This is a genomic window from Staphylococcus sp. 11-B-312, from assembly GCF_016743055.1.
Classification (GTDB): Bacteria; Bacillota; Bacilli; order Staphylococcales; family Staphylococcaceae; genus Staphylococcus; species Staphylococcus ureilyticus.
The window spans coordinates 987326-1005092 of record NZ_CP068241.1; the positions used below are offsets into that span (position 1 = coordinate 987326).

Genomic DNA, 17767 nt, shown 5'->3' on the forward strand with positions numbered 1-17767 from the left:
TTATTTTTGTCATATAGGTTACAATGAGATGATGTATAATCGCGTATTAGCACTAAAACCATTATATTGTCATTTAGCATTAATATTTATTAAAATGAAAGTATCATTATATGGAGGGGTTTACATGACTACAGTAGGATATATCGGTTCATATACGAAAAAAGAGGGGAAGGGCATTTACCGTTTCGAATTAGATGAACAAACAGGAACGATTGTTGAGGTAGAAACAGGTTATGAATTAGAAGCATCAACATACGTGAATCAGCATGACTCATTTTTATATGCTGTCACACGTGAAGGCGAAGACTGTGGTATCGCAAGTTTTAAAATAGACCAAGATGGCAAAATTAGCTTTATTAATAAATGTTTAGCTTCAACAAAAGGTAGCGGATGTTATGTTTCAGTTTCGCCAAATGGAAAATACATTTTTGAAGCAGTTTATGGTGCAGGACTGGCTCGTATTTATGAAGCGAATCCGACTACTGGTGAAGTTATTCGTTTAATTCAAGAGTTAACACATGATTACCCAACAGGTCCTTTAGAAAGACAAGAACAACCTCATGTCCATTACCTTGGTATAACACCAGATGAAAAATATGTGGTGGCTATGGATTTAGGGACAGATAAGATTGTAACGTATGAATTTGGAGATAATGGATACAGTGAATATGCAGTATATGACTTTGAGCCAGGAGATGGACCACGGCATATTGCTTTCCATGAAAATGGGAAAATCGCTTATGTTGTACACGAATTATCAAATATTGTAAGTGTTATGGAATACGAAAATGGTGAATTCTCAGAAATTGAGCGCCATGCAACAATACCCGAAAATTTTGAAGGTGCAACCAAGTTAGCTGCAGTAAGATTATCTCACGATCAAAAGTTCTTATATATTAGTAATAGAGGACATGATAGTATTGCTATCTTCAAACTTGGAGACAATGGCTCAACAATTTCACTCGTAGATATAGTGGCAAGTGGAGGAGCATTTCCTCGTGATTTTAATATTACTGGATCAGATGACTTCTTAGTTTGCGCCCACCAAGAGGGTGATTATGAAGTTGTTGTATTTAAGAGAGACAAAGTTACTGGAAAATTAGAGAAAGCAGATGACAACAAAAATGCACCAGAAGGTGTTTGTGTTCAGTTTTTAAAATAAAATAAATGATAAAAATCCCGAAAACTTAGCTTAGTTTTCGGGATTTACTATATTAAAATATTATTTGTTGAAGAATGCTTTAATATATTTAAATTTTCCTTTGTAAGGAGGGAACAATAGGCTTGATTCCAACCTTGTAGATTTAAAAATATATGATTTATCATGACTAAAAGTATCAAAAGAATATTTTCCATGGTATTTTCCTATACCGGAAGCACCAACACCACCAAAAGGTAAATTAGGGTTTGCTAAATGCATTAAGGTATCATTGATTGCACCACCACCAAAGGATAATTCATTTAGTATTCTCTCTGAACTGTTTTCATCTTCACTAAATAAATAAAGGCTAAGTGGTTTAGGTTTAGTACGTATTAAATCAATTGCTTCGTCAAAATCATCGTAAGCTATAATAGGTAAAATTGGTCCGAAAATTTCATTTTCCATAATTTTTGAATCGAAAGTAGTACCGTCTAAGATAGTAGGTGCAATAAAATTTTCATCAATATCAGTTTGACCACCAAAAGTAATCTCAGGGTGATGAATATTTAACAATTCATTTAAACGATGATAATGTTTTTTGTTTACAATACGTCCAAAGTCTGGACTATCTTGAATATTTGTACCATAAAATTCAGTTATTGTCTTTTTTAATGCACTGATGAGCTCATCTTTTACTTTACGATTTACCAGTAAGTAATCCGGTGCAACACAAGTTTGTCCAGCATTTGTAAACTTACCAAAACAAATACGTTCACTTGCAACTTTAATATTTGCACTTTCGTCAATGATTGCAGGTGACTTTCCACCTAATTCTAAAGTTACAGGCGTTAAGTTTTTGCTTGCAGCACTATATACGATGCGTCCAACTTGCTCACTACCTGTGAAGAAAATATAATCAAAAGGTAAATGAAGTAAAGACTGAGTTGTATCAGCATTTCCTTGAATGATATTAATATACTCAGGATCAAAGGCGTCGGAAATGATTTGCTGTATGACATCAGATACATTCGGTGTGAATTCAGAGGGTTTTAGTATTATAGTGTTTCCTGCAGCAATTGCACCAATCAACGGTTCTATTAACAATTGGAATGGATAATTAAAAGGTCCAATAATTAGCACTGTGCCATAAGGTTCTTTCATAATGTAACTTTTGGTAGGAAACATAAATAAGGGTGTATTGACTTGTTTGGTTTTGGCCCAATTTTTTAGTTCTTTACGAGCTGATTTAATATTTTTTAATGTAAAGCCAATCTCAGTTGCGTAGGCTTCTACTTTATTTTTACCTAAATCTTTTTGAAAAGCTTCAAGTAAGTCATTTTCATAATTTTTAATACTCTTACTTAACTGTTTGAGTTGTTTTTTTCTAAATTTAAGTGATTTGGTTTCATGAGTATTAAAATATTGTTTACTATTGTGGAAAGATTGTTCTATTGAATTCAAATATTATTCCTCCTAGTATATTGATGATTTAGATAGTTTAAAAAGATGGATAAAAAACTGGAACATAATTATTATTATGTCCCAGTTTTTCTATATAGTAAACTATTTAAGTTTTTACTATATAGTGTTATATATTGATAAAGTATGAGATTAGCTTAAAGCTTCTGTAATTTGTGGTACAACTTGTTTTTTACGAGATACAACACCTGGTAAAAATGCAGTATTATTGTCTAGTTTAACGTTGAATGCGTTGCCTACTTTATCTTTTTCAGCACCAACAACTAAAATTTTAGAATCACTGTTGATGATATCAGTTACAAGCAGTACAAATAAATCATATTTTTCATTTGTACTTACTTCTAACATTGCTTTTTCTAACTCTTCTTGACGTTGGAATACTTCATCAATATCTACAGTATTAACTTGACCGATACGTGTAATATAGTCACCCATATTAAATGATTTTGCATCCATATTTAATAGCTCAGATGCAGTTTTGTCAGTTGTTGAAGCACCTGCTTTTAACATTTCTAAACCATAAGATTCTAAGTCAACATCTGCAATTGATTTTAAAGCTTCAGCAGCGTCAATATCTTCTTGTGTACAAGTTGGTGATTTAAATAGTAAGCTATCTGAAATGATAGCAGAAATCATTAAACCAGCAATTTCAGGTTTGATTTCAAAACCACGTTCTTTGTACATTTTGTATAAGATTGTTGCAGTACAACCTACTGGCTCAGCACGGTAATATAATGGTCCTGCAGTTTCAAAGTTTGAAATTCTATGATGGTCAACGACATGTTGAATTGATGACTTATCAATTGTATCAGCACTTTGTTGGAATTCATTATGGTCAACTAAGATAACATTTTGATTATTTAAATCATCACTAAGTAATTCTGGTGTGTCTACATTAAAATGATTTAATGCATATTGAGTTTCAGGTCCTACTTCGCCTAAACGATAAGGTGTTGCGTCTGTATTTCCTGTTTGTTGTTCAAAATCTGCCATAATAATAGCTGATGAGATTGCATCTGTATCTGGATTTTTATGACCGAAAATATAAGTTTTTGCCATGTTTTAATTCTCCTTAATTTTTTATTTAATTTTATTTTATCATGATTTTCTATTGTTATTCTACTTCAGCACCTAATGAATTTTTAAAATGATCTAATGCCCATTGATGCCCTGTTGGATTAAAAGAAGCGACACCCTTATGAGAAATTGAAATAGCATATCCCAAATTGTAAGCAGTGATTGCGGTGTGCAGCACGCAAATATCTGTACATACACCAACAATTTCTAAATGCGTAATGTTGCGTTCACGTAACATAATGTCTAAGGGCGTACCACAAAATGAATCATAACGTGTTTTATCTAAATAATGCACATGATCATTAAATAAGATATTTTGAAAAATATCATTTACTTTACCGTAAAGTTCTCTTCCAGTGGTATCAATTATATTATGAGGTGGAAAAAGATTGTTTTCTGGATGATAGCTATTTTCTTCATAATGTAAATCCATAAGAAAAAAGATATTAGCCTGTTTTTTATTATATGCTTCAATTCTTTCAACAATATAACTTTCAATTTGTTGACCCGGAAGGCCACAAGTTAATTTACCATTATCAGCAACAAAATCATTTGAATAGTCAACAATAATAAGCGCGCTATTTTTCATCTAATGTAACACTCCCAAAATTAAGATTATAGTTATTATATACTAAGTACATAAATCATTAAAGGTGCATTTAAAGCGTTTGAAAAACGAACTATTAGTTTATTATAAAGTATTAAGTGAGGAGGAAGAATTACTAATGATAATTAATGCAATGCAGTTCGGCCTAAAAGGTAAGCATAGATGGGCAGATACACGCGCGATTCAAAAAGCGTTAAAATACGCTAGAAAACACAAAAACACAACAATTTATATTCCTAAGGGAGAGTATCATATTCGTAGACCGTTGGTAATATATGATTCAACTACTTTGATAATGGACGACGAAGCAGTATTAAAAAGAGTAGGCAAAGATACTTTATTGAAAAATGGTAGATGGCTGAAATCTTATTATGGATATGAAGGTAATAGTGAAATCTGCATTGCTGGTGGAACATTGGATATGAATGGTTATGAGTATCCATATAACAATACAGCAATGTGCATGGGGCATGCTCAAAATATTCAAATTTTAGGTGTAACATTTAAAGATGTTGTTGGAGGTCATGCAATAGATGCATGCGGCATTAATGGCCTATATATAAATGGTTGCGAATTTTTAGGATTTAAAGACGATAAAGGAGAAAGGTTATTTTCAGAAGCGGTACAAATTGATATACAAGTAAAAGGTGCTTTCCCAAAATTTGGTGCCACGGATGGTACGATAACTAAAAATGTAATAATTGAAAATTGTTATTTTGGAAATTCAAAGACACCAACGATGGGTGCTTGGAATAGAGCAATTGGATCTCATGCGAGTAGATTTAATCAATTTTACGAAAATATACACATTCGTTTTAATACATTTGAAGGTATCAACCAATACGCACTGACCCCTTTAAAATCAAAAGATACTTTTATCCATGATAATATATTTAAAAATTGTGGAGGAGGGATTCGATTTTTAGCAGTGAAAGATGGAAAAAATGCACAAGATCTCACAGGTAAGGCAAGACCAACGCAATCTGGAAGTAATTTAAATATTTATCATAATCACTTTATAGGTCATATGTCTAAAGATGCCATTCGAGTGCAAAGCTATAATAACGTAAAACACAACAATATATTTATAGCACAGAATTATTATGACAATAAGCAGCAAAGACTTTATTTAAAAGATATAGAAGATTTGTATCTCTCAAATCAGGAAAATATAAGCGTTAAAAAATAAATATAAAATAATGATTCTTTATTTTAGTAGTTCTGAATTAAAACACAATATAAAACATATTGTAATTTAATAGAAATTATATTATGTTAAAGAGTAATAAAGTAAGAAAATTCAGAAAGTAATTGAAATCGGGGGAATCATTATGAATAATATAAACAAAGGGGAATATAGGCGTTCGCAGTATTTAACATTTTTTTCTAAAAAAAATAAATCTTATAATGCAGGACAGCTTACAGGGTTGATTTTAGGGCCACTACTATTTATTTTGACATTGTTAACTTTTGAACCTGAAAATTTATCGTATAAAGGCGTTTTTGTATTAGCGATTACTATTTGGATCGCTATTTGGTGGATTACTGAAGCAATACCAATTGCTGCAACTAGTTTGTTGCCATTAATTTTATTGCCTGTTGGACATGTACTTAGCCCAGAAGAAGTATCTGCTCAATATGGTAATGATATTATTTTTCTATTTTTAGGTGGATTTATATTAGCTATTGCTATGGAAAGATGGAATTTACATACACGTGTTGCCTTAACAATCATTAGTATTCTAGGTACAAGTACTGGAAAGATTTTATTAGGTTTTATGATAGCGACAGGATTCTTATCTATGTTTGTTTCTAATACTGCAGCTGTGATGATTATGATACCGATAGGTTTAGCGATTATTAAAGAAGCAAATGATTTAAAAGGGGAAGAAATGAATGCTACAAGCATCAGTAAATTTGAACAATCGCTAGTGTTAGCCATTGGGTATGCAGGAACCATTGGTGGTTTAGGAACTTTGATCGGAACGCCTCCACTTATTATCCTTAAAGGCCAATATCAATCTGCATTTGGTGAGGAAATAAGCTTTGCTAAATGGATGGTCATTGGCGTACCTACAGTCATTGTACTATTGATTTTAGTATGGTTGTATCTACGTTATGTTGCATTTAAACATGATATGAAAGAACTGCCAGGCGGTCAGAACTTAATTAGGAAAAAATTAGATGAGTTAGGAAAGATGAAATACGAAGAAAAAGTGGTACAAGCAATTTTTATATTAGCAAGTTTGTTATGGATTAGTAGAGAATTCTTATTGAAAAATTGGTCGTTCACCTCAGAAGTGGCAGACGGTACAATTGCCATGTTTATAGCTGTATTATTATTTTTAATACCGGCTAAAAATAAAGAACAACATACGCGAATTATTGATTGGAATGTTGCCAAAGACTTGCCATGGGGCGTACTCATTTTATTTGGTGGAGGTTTGGCACTTGCTAAAGGTATCTCAGAGAGTGGCTTAGCGAAATGGTTAGGTGAACAATTAAAGTTGATTGAAGGCGTTAGTCCATTAATTATCGTTCTTGTCATTACAATATTTGTGTTGTTTTTAACAGAAATAACTTCGAATACAGCTACTGCGACTATGATTTTACCTATACTTGCAACACTTTCAGTTGCAGTTAATGTACATCCGCTACTACTCATGGTACCTGCTGCTATGGCCGCTAATTGTGCTTATATGTTACCAGTTGGCACACCACCAAATGCTATTGTATTTGGAACTGGAAGGATTAGCATTAAAAAAATGGCGTCAGTTGGATTTTGGGTTAACCTGTTGAGTATTATTGTTATTGTGTTAGTAGTTTATTTCTTAGTACCACCAGTATTAGGTATAGATATTACCAAACCATTACCATTAAAATAAATCAAAAATAATAGAGCCCGAGACAATTAAATGTCTCAGGCTCTATTATTTTTGAAGTATCATATCATGATAAGTTTTTGAATTTTACTTTCTGATTAATCGTGATTTAACTTATTGAAAGATCCAATGATTGTAACTTGAAAATCTAAAGTGTTCAAGATTTTAATGACTTTCGATAACGCTTCTGTTAAACCAGTATCTGCTTGGACGAAAAAATGATACATGCCCAGCTGTGTTTTTAAAGGTCTAGACTCAATCCAAGATAAGTTGATGTTAAAAAGCACAAAAGTGTTTAAAATACTTGCAAGTAAACCTGGTTTATCAAATTGTGGTGTAATGAGTAACATTGTGTCACTAGCATTGTCCGAATGTTGTGGCTGGTTACTTACGACTAAAAAACGTGTGACATTGTGAGGGAAGTCTTGAATGTTTTGTTCTATAGGTTGAAAGCCATAAGTTTCCCCACTACCTAAAGGTGCGATTGCACCCACTTGGTTGGTTATTTTTTCTAAACTTTGTATCGTGCTATCTACATAATCATATGTGAACTTATGTTGTTGTATATATTGGCTCGTTTGACTAATTGCTGGGCTTATTGAATAAACTTTTGATATATCATTGACTGTTGCATTTTCAGGGCCATATAAAGCAAATTGTATATCTAAATGTATTTCTCCCTGTGCATAAATATTTTGTTGTGTTAAGGCATCGGCAACAATATTGATTGTACCTTCAATTGAATTTTCGATGGGCACGACAGCAATACTATGATTATCTTCTGAGACAGCAGTAACGACTTCATACAAATTAGATTTAGACGTATATTCGAACTCAGATTCTGATAGATATTGTTTTGCCGCTAAATATGAAAATGTTCCTTTTGGACCTAAATAATATAATTTCATGTGACGTTACCCCTTGTATATATGTGTTAAAAATTAATGGAAAGGACACCCAGAAACAGATGATTGTTTTTTATAAAAGAAATTCGGTTCTTTCATCTCATTTTTATACCCGTGATGGTAATTAGATACTAAAGTTGGAGATAAAGATGGTGCCAACCAAGACCATTTTCCGGTTACATCTCTTCCATTTTTCCGTTCGTTTTTTTCAAATCTTTCAAATTGTTTTGACGCAGTTAGATGATCAACCATTGATACGCCTTCATTTTTAAAAGAATGATATACTGCATAATTCAATTCGACTAACGTTCTATCTTTGTTAAAAGAATTATTCTTTAGTGTATCAAATTCAAAAGCTTCTGCAACGGTTTCTAGTAAATTGTAGCGATATGAATCAGTAAAATTTCGCACCGCAATTTCATTTACCATGTACCAGCCGTTGAACGGCGCGGTTGGATATGTGATTCCACCAATTTTTAAGTCCATGTTAGATATAATTGGTACGGCATACCATTTTAGCCCAAGCTTTTCTAATTTTGGAAAACGATCATGAGTAATAGGCACTTCTTTTATCATTTCAGGTTGATAATTGTAAAACTTTAACGATTCACCAGGAATTTTATAAATTAAAGGTAAAATGTCAAAATCTGTATGTTTGCCTTGCCAACCTAAATGTTCGGCTAATTGTGTGATTTTTAGTTCGGAAGGGTCACCTACGTCTTCATAACCTGCATATCTGATAAGTTGATTATTATATATTTTTGGAGGATGTTGAGCATCAAAAATAGTGATACATGGTTTTATTTTCCCTCCATTTGTAGCGAATTGAATATGATTTTCTATTGCATCTAAAAATTCTTGTTCAGTCTGGATATGTCTTGCATCATTGACGGTTAATGAGTCCCAGAATGCACGGCCTATACAACGATTTGAATTTCTCCAAGCCATCTTAGCACCATATACAAGTTCCTCGTTAGTATGTTTATACGTACCAGTTAAGTTTATTTGTGTTTCTATCTGATTAATTCGTTTTAAAATAGTATTTTCGTTATAATTTAATTCTTTATACATTGTTTGAATAAATGATTTAGCTTCATTTAACATATAAAACACCTCGCACACATTATACGGTATTTTTTCTATTTTTAATGTTTAATTATAGAATTGTCATGATTTTGTCGCTACTATTTTGAATTTACTACTAACTAAATAATAATTAAATAACAAAATTATATTTAATATTATGATGCGTTATGTTTGAAGTAATATGGATAAATTCATTTCAGATATAAACGTTTAATTTTTTGTGTTAAACTAATGAAAAAGCCGATAGGAGAGATAGCGGTGTACCAATTTGAGGATGATACATTAGTATTACATAATGATTTATATCAAATAAATATGGCGGAGAGTTATTGGAATGACGGGATTCATGAAAGAAATGCTGTATTTGATTTATATTTTAGAAATATGCCTTTCAACAGCGGATATGCAGTGTTTAATGGATTGAAACGAGTGATTGCTTATATCAATAACTTTCATTTTTCGGAATCGGATATTAAATATTTAAAATCCATTGGTTATCAAGAAGACTTTTTAGAATATTTAAAAGATATGAAATTTACTGGTAATATTCGTTCTATGCAAGAAGGAGAATTATGTTTTGGTAATGAACCTTTATTAAGCGTAGAAGCACCACTTATCCAAGCACAATTAATTGAAACGATGTTGTTAAATATCGTGAATTTTCACACGCTAATTACTACGAAAGCAAGTAGAATAAAACAAGTAGCGCCAAATGACACATTAATGGAATTTGGAACAAGACGTGGACAAGAAGCAGATGCTGCTTTGTGGGGTGCAAGAGCAGCATATATTGGTGGATTTGATTCAACGAGTAATGTGCGCGCTGGAAAACTTTTTGGCATACCAGTATCAGGAACGCATGCGCATGCAATGGTTCAAACTTATGGTGATGAATATATTGCATTTAAAAAATATGCAGAACGCCATAAAGATTGCGTGTTCTTAGTTGATACTTTTCATACTTTGAAATCTGGTGTACCAACAGCGATAAAAGTTGCTAAAGAGCTTGGTGATGAAATTAACTTTGTTGGTATACGTTTAGATTCTGGTGATATCGCTTATTTATCAAAAGAAGCACGTCGCATGTTAGATGATGCAGGATTTACTGAAACTAAAATTATTGCATCAAATGATTTAGATGAACAAACGATTACAAGCTTGAAATCGCAAGGTGCAAAGGTTGATTCATGGGGTGTTGGTACTAAATTAATTACTGGTTACGATCAGCCTGCCTTAGGTGCAGTATACAAACTTGTGGCAGTAGAAGATGCTTCAGGGAATTATGTAGACCGAATAAAGCTATCAAACAATGCAGAAAAGGTAACTACACCAGGAAAGAAAAACGTCTATCGTATTATTAATAAGAAAACAAACAAAGCTGAGGGTGACTATATCACGTTAGCGCATGAAGATCCTTATGATGAGTCTCCACTTAAATTGTTCCATCCTGTACATACGTATAAGATGAAATTTATAAAATCCTTTATAGCCAAGCCGTTACACCATGATATTTTTAAAGAAGGTGAACTCGTTTATGATTTACCAAATGAAAAGGAAGCACAAAATTATTTGACTAAAAGTCTTTCGTACTTATGGGATGAGAACAAGCGTCATCTTAATCCTCAGGAGTACCCAGTTGATTTAAGTACAGAATGTTGGGAAAATAAACATAAACGTATATTTGAAGTGGCAGAACATGTGAAGGAGATGGAAGAAGAACATGAGTGAAATTCAAGATATTATCGTAAGAGAAATGAAAGTCAAGCCCAGCATTGATAGCAAATTAGAAACGCGTAATATTATTCAATTTATTAAAAATTATATCCAATCTCATTCATTTATTAAATCATTGGTTTTAGGTATTTCAGGTGGGCAAGATTCGACTTTAGCTGGTAAGCTATGTCAAATCGCGATAAATGAATTAAAAGAAAAAGATATTGATTGTCAATTTATTGCAGTTAAATTACCATATGGCGAACAAAAAGATGCTGATGAAGTTGAAGATGCTTTGAAGTTTATACAACCGGATCGAACAATTACAGTCAACATTAAACCTTCAGTAGATCAAAGTGTAGAATCGCTAAAAGAATCTGGAATTGTGTTGACGGATTTCCAAAAAGGGAATGAAAAAGCGCGTGAACGTATGAAAGCACAATTTTCGATTGCATCCAATCAACAAGGAATTGTTGTGGGTACTGATCACTCAGCGGAAAACTTGACTGGATTTTTTACAAAATATGGCGATGGTGCAGCAGATATCGCACCGTTATTTGGTTTAAATAAACGTCAAGGGCGACAAATATTAGCATATTTAGATGCTCCAGCACATTTATATGAAAAAGTACCAACTGCTGATTTAGAAGAAAACAAACCACAATTACCAGATGAAGATGCACTTGGTGTTAGTTATGCTCATATAGATGATTATTTAGAAGGAAAACAAGTGCCAAAAGAAGCAAAAGTTATCATAGAAAATCATTATATTAAAAATGCACATAAAAGAGAATTAGCTTACACAAGATATACATGGCCGAAAAATCAAACAGATTTCGAATGATTTTAGTGACAAAATAATAAGTTACTGATAAAATAATTTGAATTTAATGAGAAAGAAAGGGAAATGAACATGTCAGTAATTACTTCTAATCCATGGTTAATGGTTTTAGCTATTTTTATTATTAATGTTGCTTATGTAACTTGTTTGACAATGAGAACGATTTTAACACTCAAAGGTTATCGTTATGTTGCAGCAGTGGTAAGTTTCTTAGAAGTTTTAGTATACGTTATCGGTTTGGGAATGGTTATGTCTAGTTTAGATCAAATTCAAAATGTCTTTGCATATGCATTTGGGTTTTCAATCGGTATTATTGTAGGAATGAAAATTGAAGAGAAATTAGCGCTTGGTTATACAGTTGTGAATGTTACTTCATCTGAATATGAATTAGATTTACCAAAGCAATTGAGAGATTTAGGTTATGGCGTTACACATAATACTGCTTATGGCAGAGATGGCACGAGATTAATCTTACAAATATTAACACCAAGACGTTTTGAGCTGAAATTGATAGAAACCATTAAGCAAATTGATGAAAAAGCGTTTATCATCGCATATGAACCAAGAACAATTCACGGTGGTTTTTGGGTTAAAGGTGTGCGTAGCAAGAAACTTAAACAATATGATCCAGATAAAGTGGAAAGTATATGAAAAAGCAGCAAAAGTTTAAAGTAGAAGAAAACGAAACGATACAAGCTTGTTTGCAACGTATGCGAGATGCTGGATATATGCCTATTAAACGCTTTGAAAAACCAATTTATAAAGAAAATAAAGATGGTAAATATGAAGTATACAGGCAAGAAATTCAATTTGTTGGGAAATTAATAGAATAATTGTTTAAAACAGATACTTAGTGTTAGATATATAAACGCAATCGTTGGCAGAGATAGAAATCTCAGGTCAACGATTTTTTTATCATATAATCGCAAATTAATATAAAATGATAAGTCTTGAGGAGAATAAGGTTTTTATGCACGGCTTTTGATAAAACGTGTTAAAATTTCTATAAAGAAGATAGAAAAGACTTATACATTTATGATTAATTCTGTTAAACTAATAATGACAAGAATAAACACGAACTTTAATTGTATTTTTTGATAAAATGTACATGTTTTTGGAGTTTGTGAACTAAAACTTACGCAAGATAGGAGCTTATTTTAATGATAGAACGTTATTCTAGAGAAGAAATGTCTAATATTTGGACGGATCAAAATCGCTATGAAGCTTGGTTAGAAGTAGAAATACTAGCATGTGAAGCTTGGAGTAAATTAGGAGATATACCTGCTGAAGATGTATTGAAAATTCGTCAGAATGCAAAGGTTGATGTTAACCGCGCAAAAGAAATTGAGGAAGAAACACGACACGATGTCGTTGCATTTACAAGACAAGTATCAGAGACATTAGGTGAAGAGCGTAAATGGGTACACTACGGGTTAACATCAACTGATGTAGTTGATACGGCATTAAGTTATGTCATTAAACAAGCAAACGATATTATTGAAAAAGATTTAGAAAGATTTATTGATGTTTTAGCACAAAAAGCTAAAAATTATAAATATACTTTAATGATGGGACGAACTCATGGTGTACATGCGGAACCAACAACATTTGGTGTCAAAATGGCATTATGGTATACAGAAATGAAACGTAATTTAGAGCGTTTTAAGCGTGTGAGAAAAGAAATAGAAGTTGGTAAAATGAGTGGTGCAGTAGGGACTTTTGCAAACATCCCACCTGAAATTGAAGCGCATGTCTGTGAAAATTTAGGTTTAGATACAGCCGCTGTTTCTACTCAGACGTTACAACGTGACCGACACGCATATTATATAGCTACTTTAGCGTTGATAAGTACTTCTATGGAAAAATTTGCAGTGGAAATACGCAACTTACAAAAAACTGAAACAAGAGAAGTTGAAGAAGCTTTTGCTAAAGGCCAAAAAGGTTCGTCAGCGATGCCACACAAACGTAATCCAATTGGCTCAGAAAATATTACTGGTATTGCTCGTGTTATCAGAGGATACATTACAACTGCATATGAAAATGTAGCTTTATGGCATGAAAGAGATATTTCACATTCATCTGCAGAAAGAATCATGCTGCCAGATGTAACGATAGCTTTAGATTACGGGTTAAATAGATTTACAAATATTGTAGAAAGACTTACTGTATTTGAAGATAATATGTTAGCAAATATCGATAAAACTTTTGGTCTTATTTATTCGCAACGTGTATTATTAGCGTTGATAAATAAAGGTTTAGCACGTGAAGCAGCATATGATAAAGTACAGCCAAAAGCGATGGAGTCTTGGGAAACAAAAACACCATTTAGAACATTAATTGAACAAGATTCATCTATTACAGATTTATTGAGCACTGAAGAATTAGATGAATGTTTCAATCCAAAACACCATTTAAACCAAGTTGATACGATTTTTAAACGTGCAGGATTAGAATAATTGAAATTTACTTATGAAATCGTTACACTTTAATGTATTAGCACGTTGAATTAAGATTAAAATGAAAGTACAGGGGTTGTTTTTAATGCAAATAGAAAAATTAAGAGGAAAAGCATTAGATGAATTATTTGATGCAATTCTTACATTAGAAAACAGAGAAGAATGTTACCAATTCTTTGACGATTTATGTACAGTAAATGAGATTCAATCGTTATCTCAACGATTGCAAGTCGCAAAAATGATTAAGCAAGGATATACTTATGCGACGATTGAACAAGAGTCTGGTGCTTCAACTGCAACGATTTCTCGTGTTAAGAGATCTTTACAATGGGGAAATGATGCTTACACAATGATTCTAGACCGCATGAATATTGAAACGGCCGATTAATTAACAATTCTATATACTGTAGCGAAGTGTAATTTTAATGATTTCATTAGTAAAGCTGTTAGTAAAGAAACTTTCTTTGCTGACAGCTTTTTATGTTGTTAATTTAAAGTGTATTGATAAAATAGATACGAAGCGATTATTTTTCTGAAAAATTTTGAATATATTTAATGAGAAACATGATTAATCTACCATTGATATGTCATGTTAGAATTCAATATAAAATCCTATATCGTTTTAGAACTCAGTGGTTAAAAATGATATAATCAAAAGTATGCTAAAAAAAGGAGTAACATATCATGTATGACATTAAAAAATGGAAACATATTTTTAAATTAGATCCTGCTAAGTCGATTTCTGACGATGATTTAGATGCGGTATGTATGTCTCAAACCGATGCAATTATGATAGGTGGCACAGATGATGTTACTGAAGATAATGTTATTCAATTGATGAGTAGGGTGAGAAGATATCCTTTACCTCTCGTTTTCGAAATTTCCAATATCGAAAGTGTAATGCCTGGTTTTGACTTTTATTTTGTACCGACTGTATTGAATAGTACAGATGTAAAATATCATAACGGTGTACTTTTAGAAGCATTGAAATCATTTGGACATGTCATAGATTTTGAAGAAGTTGTTTTTGAAGGATATGTTGTCATGAATCCTGAAAGCAAAGTAGCACAAGTTACACAAGCTGAAACAAATTTAACAGATGAAGATATCGAAGCATATGCTCAAATGATTAATGAAATGTATAAATTACCAGTTATGTACCTTGAATATAGTGGTGCATACGGAGAAGTTGAAAAGGTAAAGACAGCTGCAAATATGTTAAGTGATACACAATTATTTTATGGTGGTGGCATTAGTAATCAAGAAGAAGCTGAAGAAATGGCTTCGATTGCTGATACGATTATCGTTGGTGATATTGTTTATAAAGATATTAAAAACGCATTAAAAACAGTTAAGATAAAGGAGTCACATAAATGAATGCATTAGTAAATAAGATGAATGATGAACAAAGTTTAGCAGTACGCACTACAGAAGGGCCACTACTTATTATGGCGGGTGCGGGTTCAGGCAAAACACGTGTTTTAACTCATCGTATAGCTTACTTGCTTGATGAAAAGGACGTATCCCCATACAACATTCTAGCGATTACTTTTACAAACAAGGCAGCAAAAGAAATGAAAGCACGTGTGGAAGCTTTAGTAGGAGAACCGGCTCAAGTTATATGGATGTCAACATTTCACTCAATGTGTGTAAGAATACTGAGAAGAGATGCGGATAGAATTGGTATTGAACGTAATTTTACTATAATTGATCCTACGGACCAAAAATCAGTTATCAAAGATGTATTGAAAAATGAAAATATAGATAGTAAAAAGTTTGAACCAAGAATGTTTATAGGTGCTATAAGTAATTTGAAAAATGAATTGAAAACACCAGAGGATGCACAAAAAGATGCTGAAACATATCATGAACAAATGGTTGCTACAGTGTATAAAGGATATCAAAGACAGTTATCAAGAAATGAAGCGTTAGATTTTGATGATTTAATCATGGTTACAATTCGATTATTTGAACGTGTGCCAGATGTGTTAGAATTTTATCAAAATAAATTCCAATACATTCATGTCGATGAGTACCAAGATACAAACAAAGCACAATATACATTAGTAAATCTTTTAGCATCTAAATTTAAAAATTTATGTGTAGTTGGTGATTCTGATCAATCTATTTATGGTTGGCGTGGTGCTGATATTCAAAACATACTTTCCTTTGAAGAAGATTATCCTGAAGCTAAAACGATATTTTTAGAACAAAATTATCGCTCAACTAAAAATATATTAAATGCAGCTAACGAAGTAATCAAAAATAATTCAGAGCGTAAACCCAAAGGGTTATGGACAGGTAATACATCTGGAGAAAAAATTCACTATTATGAAGCTACTACTGAGAGAGACGAAGCGGAATATGTAGTTAAGGAAATTATGAAACAACAACGTAATGGAAAAAAATATAAAGATATGGCTATCTTATACCGTACCAATGCTCAGTCTCGTGTGTTGGAAGAGACATTTATGAAATCTAATATTCCATACACAATGGTTGGTGGTCAAAAATTCTATGATCGTAAAGAAATTAAAGATCTACTTAGCTATTTGAGAATAATAGCCAATAGCAATGATGATATCAGTTTACGTCGTGTAATCAATGTACCAAAACGTGGCGTAGGTCCATCGACAGTAGATAAAATTCAGGCATATGCTGCTCAAAACGAGATAAGTATGTTTGATGCACTAGCAGAAGTAGACTTTATAGGCTTATCTAAAAAAGTAACACAAGCATGTATTTCATTTTATGACATGATACAGAACTTAATTAAACAACAAGAATTTTTAGAGATTACAGAAATCGTTGAAGAAGTATTGGTGAAATCAGGTTACCGTGAGATGTTGGAACGAGAACAAACATTAGAATCAAGAAGTAGATTAGAAAATATAGATGAATTTATGTCAGTCCCTAAAGACTACGAAGAAAACACGCCATTAGAAGAACAGTCGTTAATCAATTTTTTAACAGACTTATCTTTAGTTGCTGATATAGACGAAGCGCAAATAGATGATGGCATAACGTTGATGACAATGCACTCAGCCAAAGGATTAGAGTTTCCTATTGTATTTATTATGGGCATGGAAGAATCATTATTTCCACATATAAGGGCGATAAAAAGTGATGATGATCATGAAATGCAAGAAGAAAGAAGAATTTGTTATGTAGCGATTACACGTGCTGAAGAAACGTTATATTTAACGCATGCGACATCAAGAATGCTTTTTGGAAGACCGCAGTCCAATATGGCTTCAAGATTCTTAAATGAAATACCTGAAGATTTATTAGAAAACGAAAATAAATCACGAGCAACTACACAAGGAAATCGATTTAAATCTGCAACCAAACAACCTGAAAAAAGAGGATATAGTAAACGTGTGACATCCTCGAAAAAAGCACAACAATCGACGGATTGGCATGTTGGTGACAAAGTTATTCATAAATCATGGGGTGAAGGTATGGTAAGTAATGTTAATGAAAAAAATGGTTCGGTTGAATTAGATATTATCTTTAAATCTGAAGGACCTAAACGTTTGCTTGCTCAATTTGCACCTATTGAAAAGAAAGGGGAATAAAG

General features: G+C 32.4%; 16 protein-coding genes. 11 read left to right on the forward strand and 5 right to left on the reverse strand.

Going from position 1 to position 17767, the window contains the following annotated elements; translation table 11 throughout:
- Nucleotides 1–124 precede the first annotated feature (124 nt).
- Nucleotides 125–1162 carry a 6-phosphogluconolactonase gene (gene pglS, locus JG554_RS04590; RefSeq protein ID WP_046207984.1) on the forward strand — a complete coding sequence of 346 codons (1038 nt, stop codon included), beginning with the start codon at nt 125–127 and terminating at the stop codon, nt 1160–1162.
- Nucleotides 1163–1222: 60 nt separating this feature from the next.
- On the opposite strand, the gene JG554_RS04595 is transcribed toward pglS, so the two are convergent.
- From JG554_RS04595 to JG554_RS04605, 3 genes are all read right to left on the reverse strand, one after another.
- Nucleotides 1223–2602 (reverse strand): aldehyde dehydrogenase, encoded by a 1380-nt coding sequence (locus JG554_RS04595; RefSeq protein WP_046207983.1) that lies wholly within the window; start codon nt 2600–2602, stop codon nt 1223–1225.
- A 150-nt stretch (nt 2603–2752) separates the two neighbouring features.
- Entirely contained in the window at nt 2753–3679 is a 927-nt protein-coding gene (locus JG554_RS04600) for a manganese-dependent inorganic pyrophosphatase (protein ID WP_046207982.1), read from the reverse strand.
- Nucleotides 3680–3734: 55 nt separating this feature from the next.
- Nucleotides 3735–4286 (reverse strand): cysteine hydrolase family protein, encoded by a 552-nt coding sequence (locus JG554_RS04605; RefSeq protein ID WP_070039281.1) that lies wholly within the window; start codon nt 4284–4286, stop codon nt 3735–3737.
- Between the two features lie 136 nt (nt 4287–4422).
- Between JG554_RS04605 and JG554_RS04610 the strand changes: the two genes are divergently transcribed.
- Together JG554_RS04610 and JG554_RS04615 are read left to right on the forward strand one after the other, a co-directional pair.
- Nucleotides 4423–5493: a glycosyl hydrolase family 28-related protein gene (locus JG554_RS04610; protein ID WP_203265378.1), complete on the forward strand. Its 1071-nt coding sequence runs from the start codon at nt 4423–4425 to the stop codon at nt 5491–5493.
- A 142-nt stretch (nt 5494–5635) separates the two neighbouring features.
- Complete coding sequence (locus tag JG554_RS04615; protein ID WP_046207979.1) at nt 5636–7189, forward strand: SLC13 family permease; 1554 nt, start codon at nt 5636–5638, stop codon at nt 7187–7189.
- Between the two features lie 95 nt (nt 7190–7284).
- Here JG554_RS04615 and JG554_RS04620 read toward each other — a convergent pair whose 3' ends face one another.
- Nucleotides 7285–8094 (reverse strand): prephenate dehydratase, encoded by an 810-nt coding sequence (locus tag JG554_RS04620; protein WP_046207978.1) that lies wholly within the window; start codon nt 8092–8094, stop codon nt 7285–7287.
- 33 nt (nt 8095–8127) lie between these two features.
- Entirely contained in the window at nt 8128–9195 is a 1068-nt protein-coding gene (locus tag JG554_RS04625; RefSeq protein WP_046207977.1) for a nitric oxide synthase oxygenase, read from the reverse strand.
- Between the two features lie 240 nt (nt 9196–9435).
- Here JG554_RS04625 and JG554_RS04630 point away from each other — a divergent pair, with 240 nt between their 5' ends.
- The 8 genes from JG554_RS04630 (at nt 9436) to pcrA (ending at nt 17765) form a co-directional block, all read left to right on the forward strand.
- Entirely contained in the window at nt 9436–10905 is a 1470-nt protein-coding gene (locus tag JG554_RS04630; protein ID WP_070039283.1) for a nicotinate phosphoribosyltransferase, read from the forward strand.
- Nucleotides 10898–11734 (forward strand): ammonia-dependent NAD(+) synthetase, encoded by an 837-nt coding sequence (nadE, locus tag JG554_RS04635; protein ID WP_070039285.1) that lies wholly within the window; start codon nt 10898–10900, stop codon nt 11732–11734. Before JG554_RS04630 ends, nadE begins: the two co-directional genes overlap by 8 nt.
- Nucleotides 11735–11803: 69 nt before the next feature.
- Entirely contained in the window at nt 11804–12382 is a 579-nt protein-coding gene (locus tag JG554_RS04640; protein ID WP_019469590.1) for a DUF2179 domain-containing protein, read from the forward strand.
- Nucleotides 12379–12564: an NETI motif-containing protein gene (locus tag JG554_RS04645; RefSeq protein ID WP_046207974.1), complete on the forward strand. Its 186-nt coding sequence runs from the start codon at nt 12379–12381 to the stop codon at nt 12562–12564. Before JG554_RS04640 ends, JG554_RS04645 begins: the two co-directional genes overlap by 4 nt.
- Nucleotides 12565–12891: 327 nt before the next feature.
- Complete coding sequence (gene purB / locus JG554_RS04650) at nt 12892–14187, forward strand: adenylosuccinate lyase (RefSeq protein WP_064209727.1); 1296 nt, start codon at nt 12892–12894, stop codon at nt 14185–14187.
- 85 nt (nt 14188–14272) lie between these two features.
- A complete protein-coding gene (locus JG554_RS04655) occupies nt 14273–14575 on the forward strand; it encodes a YerC/YecD family TrpR-related protein (protein ID WP_046207972.1) in 303 nt (100 codons plus the stop codon).
- 296 nt (nt 14576–14871) lie between these two features.
- Nucleotides 14872–15564 carry a heptaprenylglyceryl phosphate synthase gene (locus JG554_RS04660; RefSeq protein WP_070039287.1) on the forward strand — a complete coding sequence of 231 codons (693 nt, stop codon included), beginning with the start codon at nt 14872–14874 and terminating at the stop codon, nt 15562–15564.
- Nucleotides 15561–17765 (forward strand): DNA helicase PcrA, encoded by a 2205-nt coding sequence (pcrA, locus tag JG554_RS04665; RefSeq protein ID WP_070039289.1) that lies wholly within the window; start codon nt 15561–15563, stop codon nt 17763–17765. Before JG554_RS04660 ends, pcrA begins: the two co-directional genes overlap by 4 nt.
- Nucleotides 17766–17767: the final 2 nt, after the last annotated feature.

What these genes read in the sequence shown, in the direction of transcription:
- JG554_RS04620 (WP_046207978.1), bottom strand. Translation starts at nt 8,094, where the DNA reads ATGAAATTATATTATTTAGGTCCAAAAGGAACATTTTCATATTTAGCG.
- pcrA (WP_070039289.1), top strand. Translation starts at nt 15,561, where the DNA reads ATGAATGCATTAGTAAATAAGATGAATGATGAACAAAGTTTAGCAGTA.
- JG554_RS04645 (WP_046207974.1), top strand. Translation starts at nt 12,379, where the DNA reads ATGAAAAAGCAGCAAAAGTTTAAAGTAGAAGAAAACGAAACGATACAA.
- JG554_RS04605 (WP_070039281.1), bottom strand. Translation starts at nt 4,286, where the DNA reads ATGAAAAATAGCGCGCTTATTATTGTTGACTATTCAAATGATTTTGTT.
- pglS (WP_046207984.1), top strand. Translation starts at nt 125, where the DNA reads ATGACTACAGTAGGATATATCGGTTCATATACGAAAAAAGAGGGGAAG.
- JG554_RS04610 (WP_203265378.1), top strand. Translation starts at nt 4,423, where the DNA reads ATGATAATTAATGCAATGCAGTTCGGCCTAAAAGGTAAGCATAGATGG.
- nadE (WP_070039285.1), top strand. Translation starts at nt 10,898, where the DNA reads ATGAGTGAAATTCAAGATATTATCGTAAGAGAAATGAAAGTCAAGCCC.
- JG554_RS04655 (WP_046207972.1), top strand. Translation starts at nt 14,273, where the DNA reads ATGCAAATAGAAAAATTAAGAGGAAAAGCATTAGATGAATTATTTGAT.
- JG554_RS04660 (WP_070039287.1), top strand. Translation starts at nt 14,872, where the DNA reads ATGTATGACATTAAAAAATGGAAACATATTTTTAAATTAGATCCTGCT.
- JG554_RS04600 (WP_046207982.1), bottom strand. Translation starts at nt 3,679, where the DNA reads ATGGCAAAAACTTATATTTTCGGTCATAAAAATCCAGATACAGATGCA.
- JG554_RS04625 (WP_046207977.1), bottom strand. Translation starts at nt 9,195, where the DNA reads ATGTTAAATGAAGCTAAATCATTTATTCAAACAATGTATAAAGAATTA.
- purB (WP_064209727.1), top strand. Translation starts at nt 12,892, where the DNA reads ATGATAGAACGTTATTCTAGAGAAGAAATGTCTAATATTTGGACGGAT.
- JG554_RS04615 (WP_046207979.1), top strand. Translation starts at nt 5,636, where the DNA reads ATGAATAATATAAACAAAGGGGAATATAGGCGTTCGCAGTATTTAACA.
- JG554_RS04640 (WP_019469590.1), top strand. Translation starts at nt 11,804, where the DNA reads ATGTCAGTAATTACTTCTAATCCATGGTTAATGGTTTTAGCTATTTTT.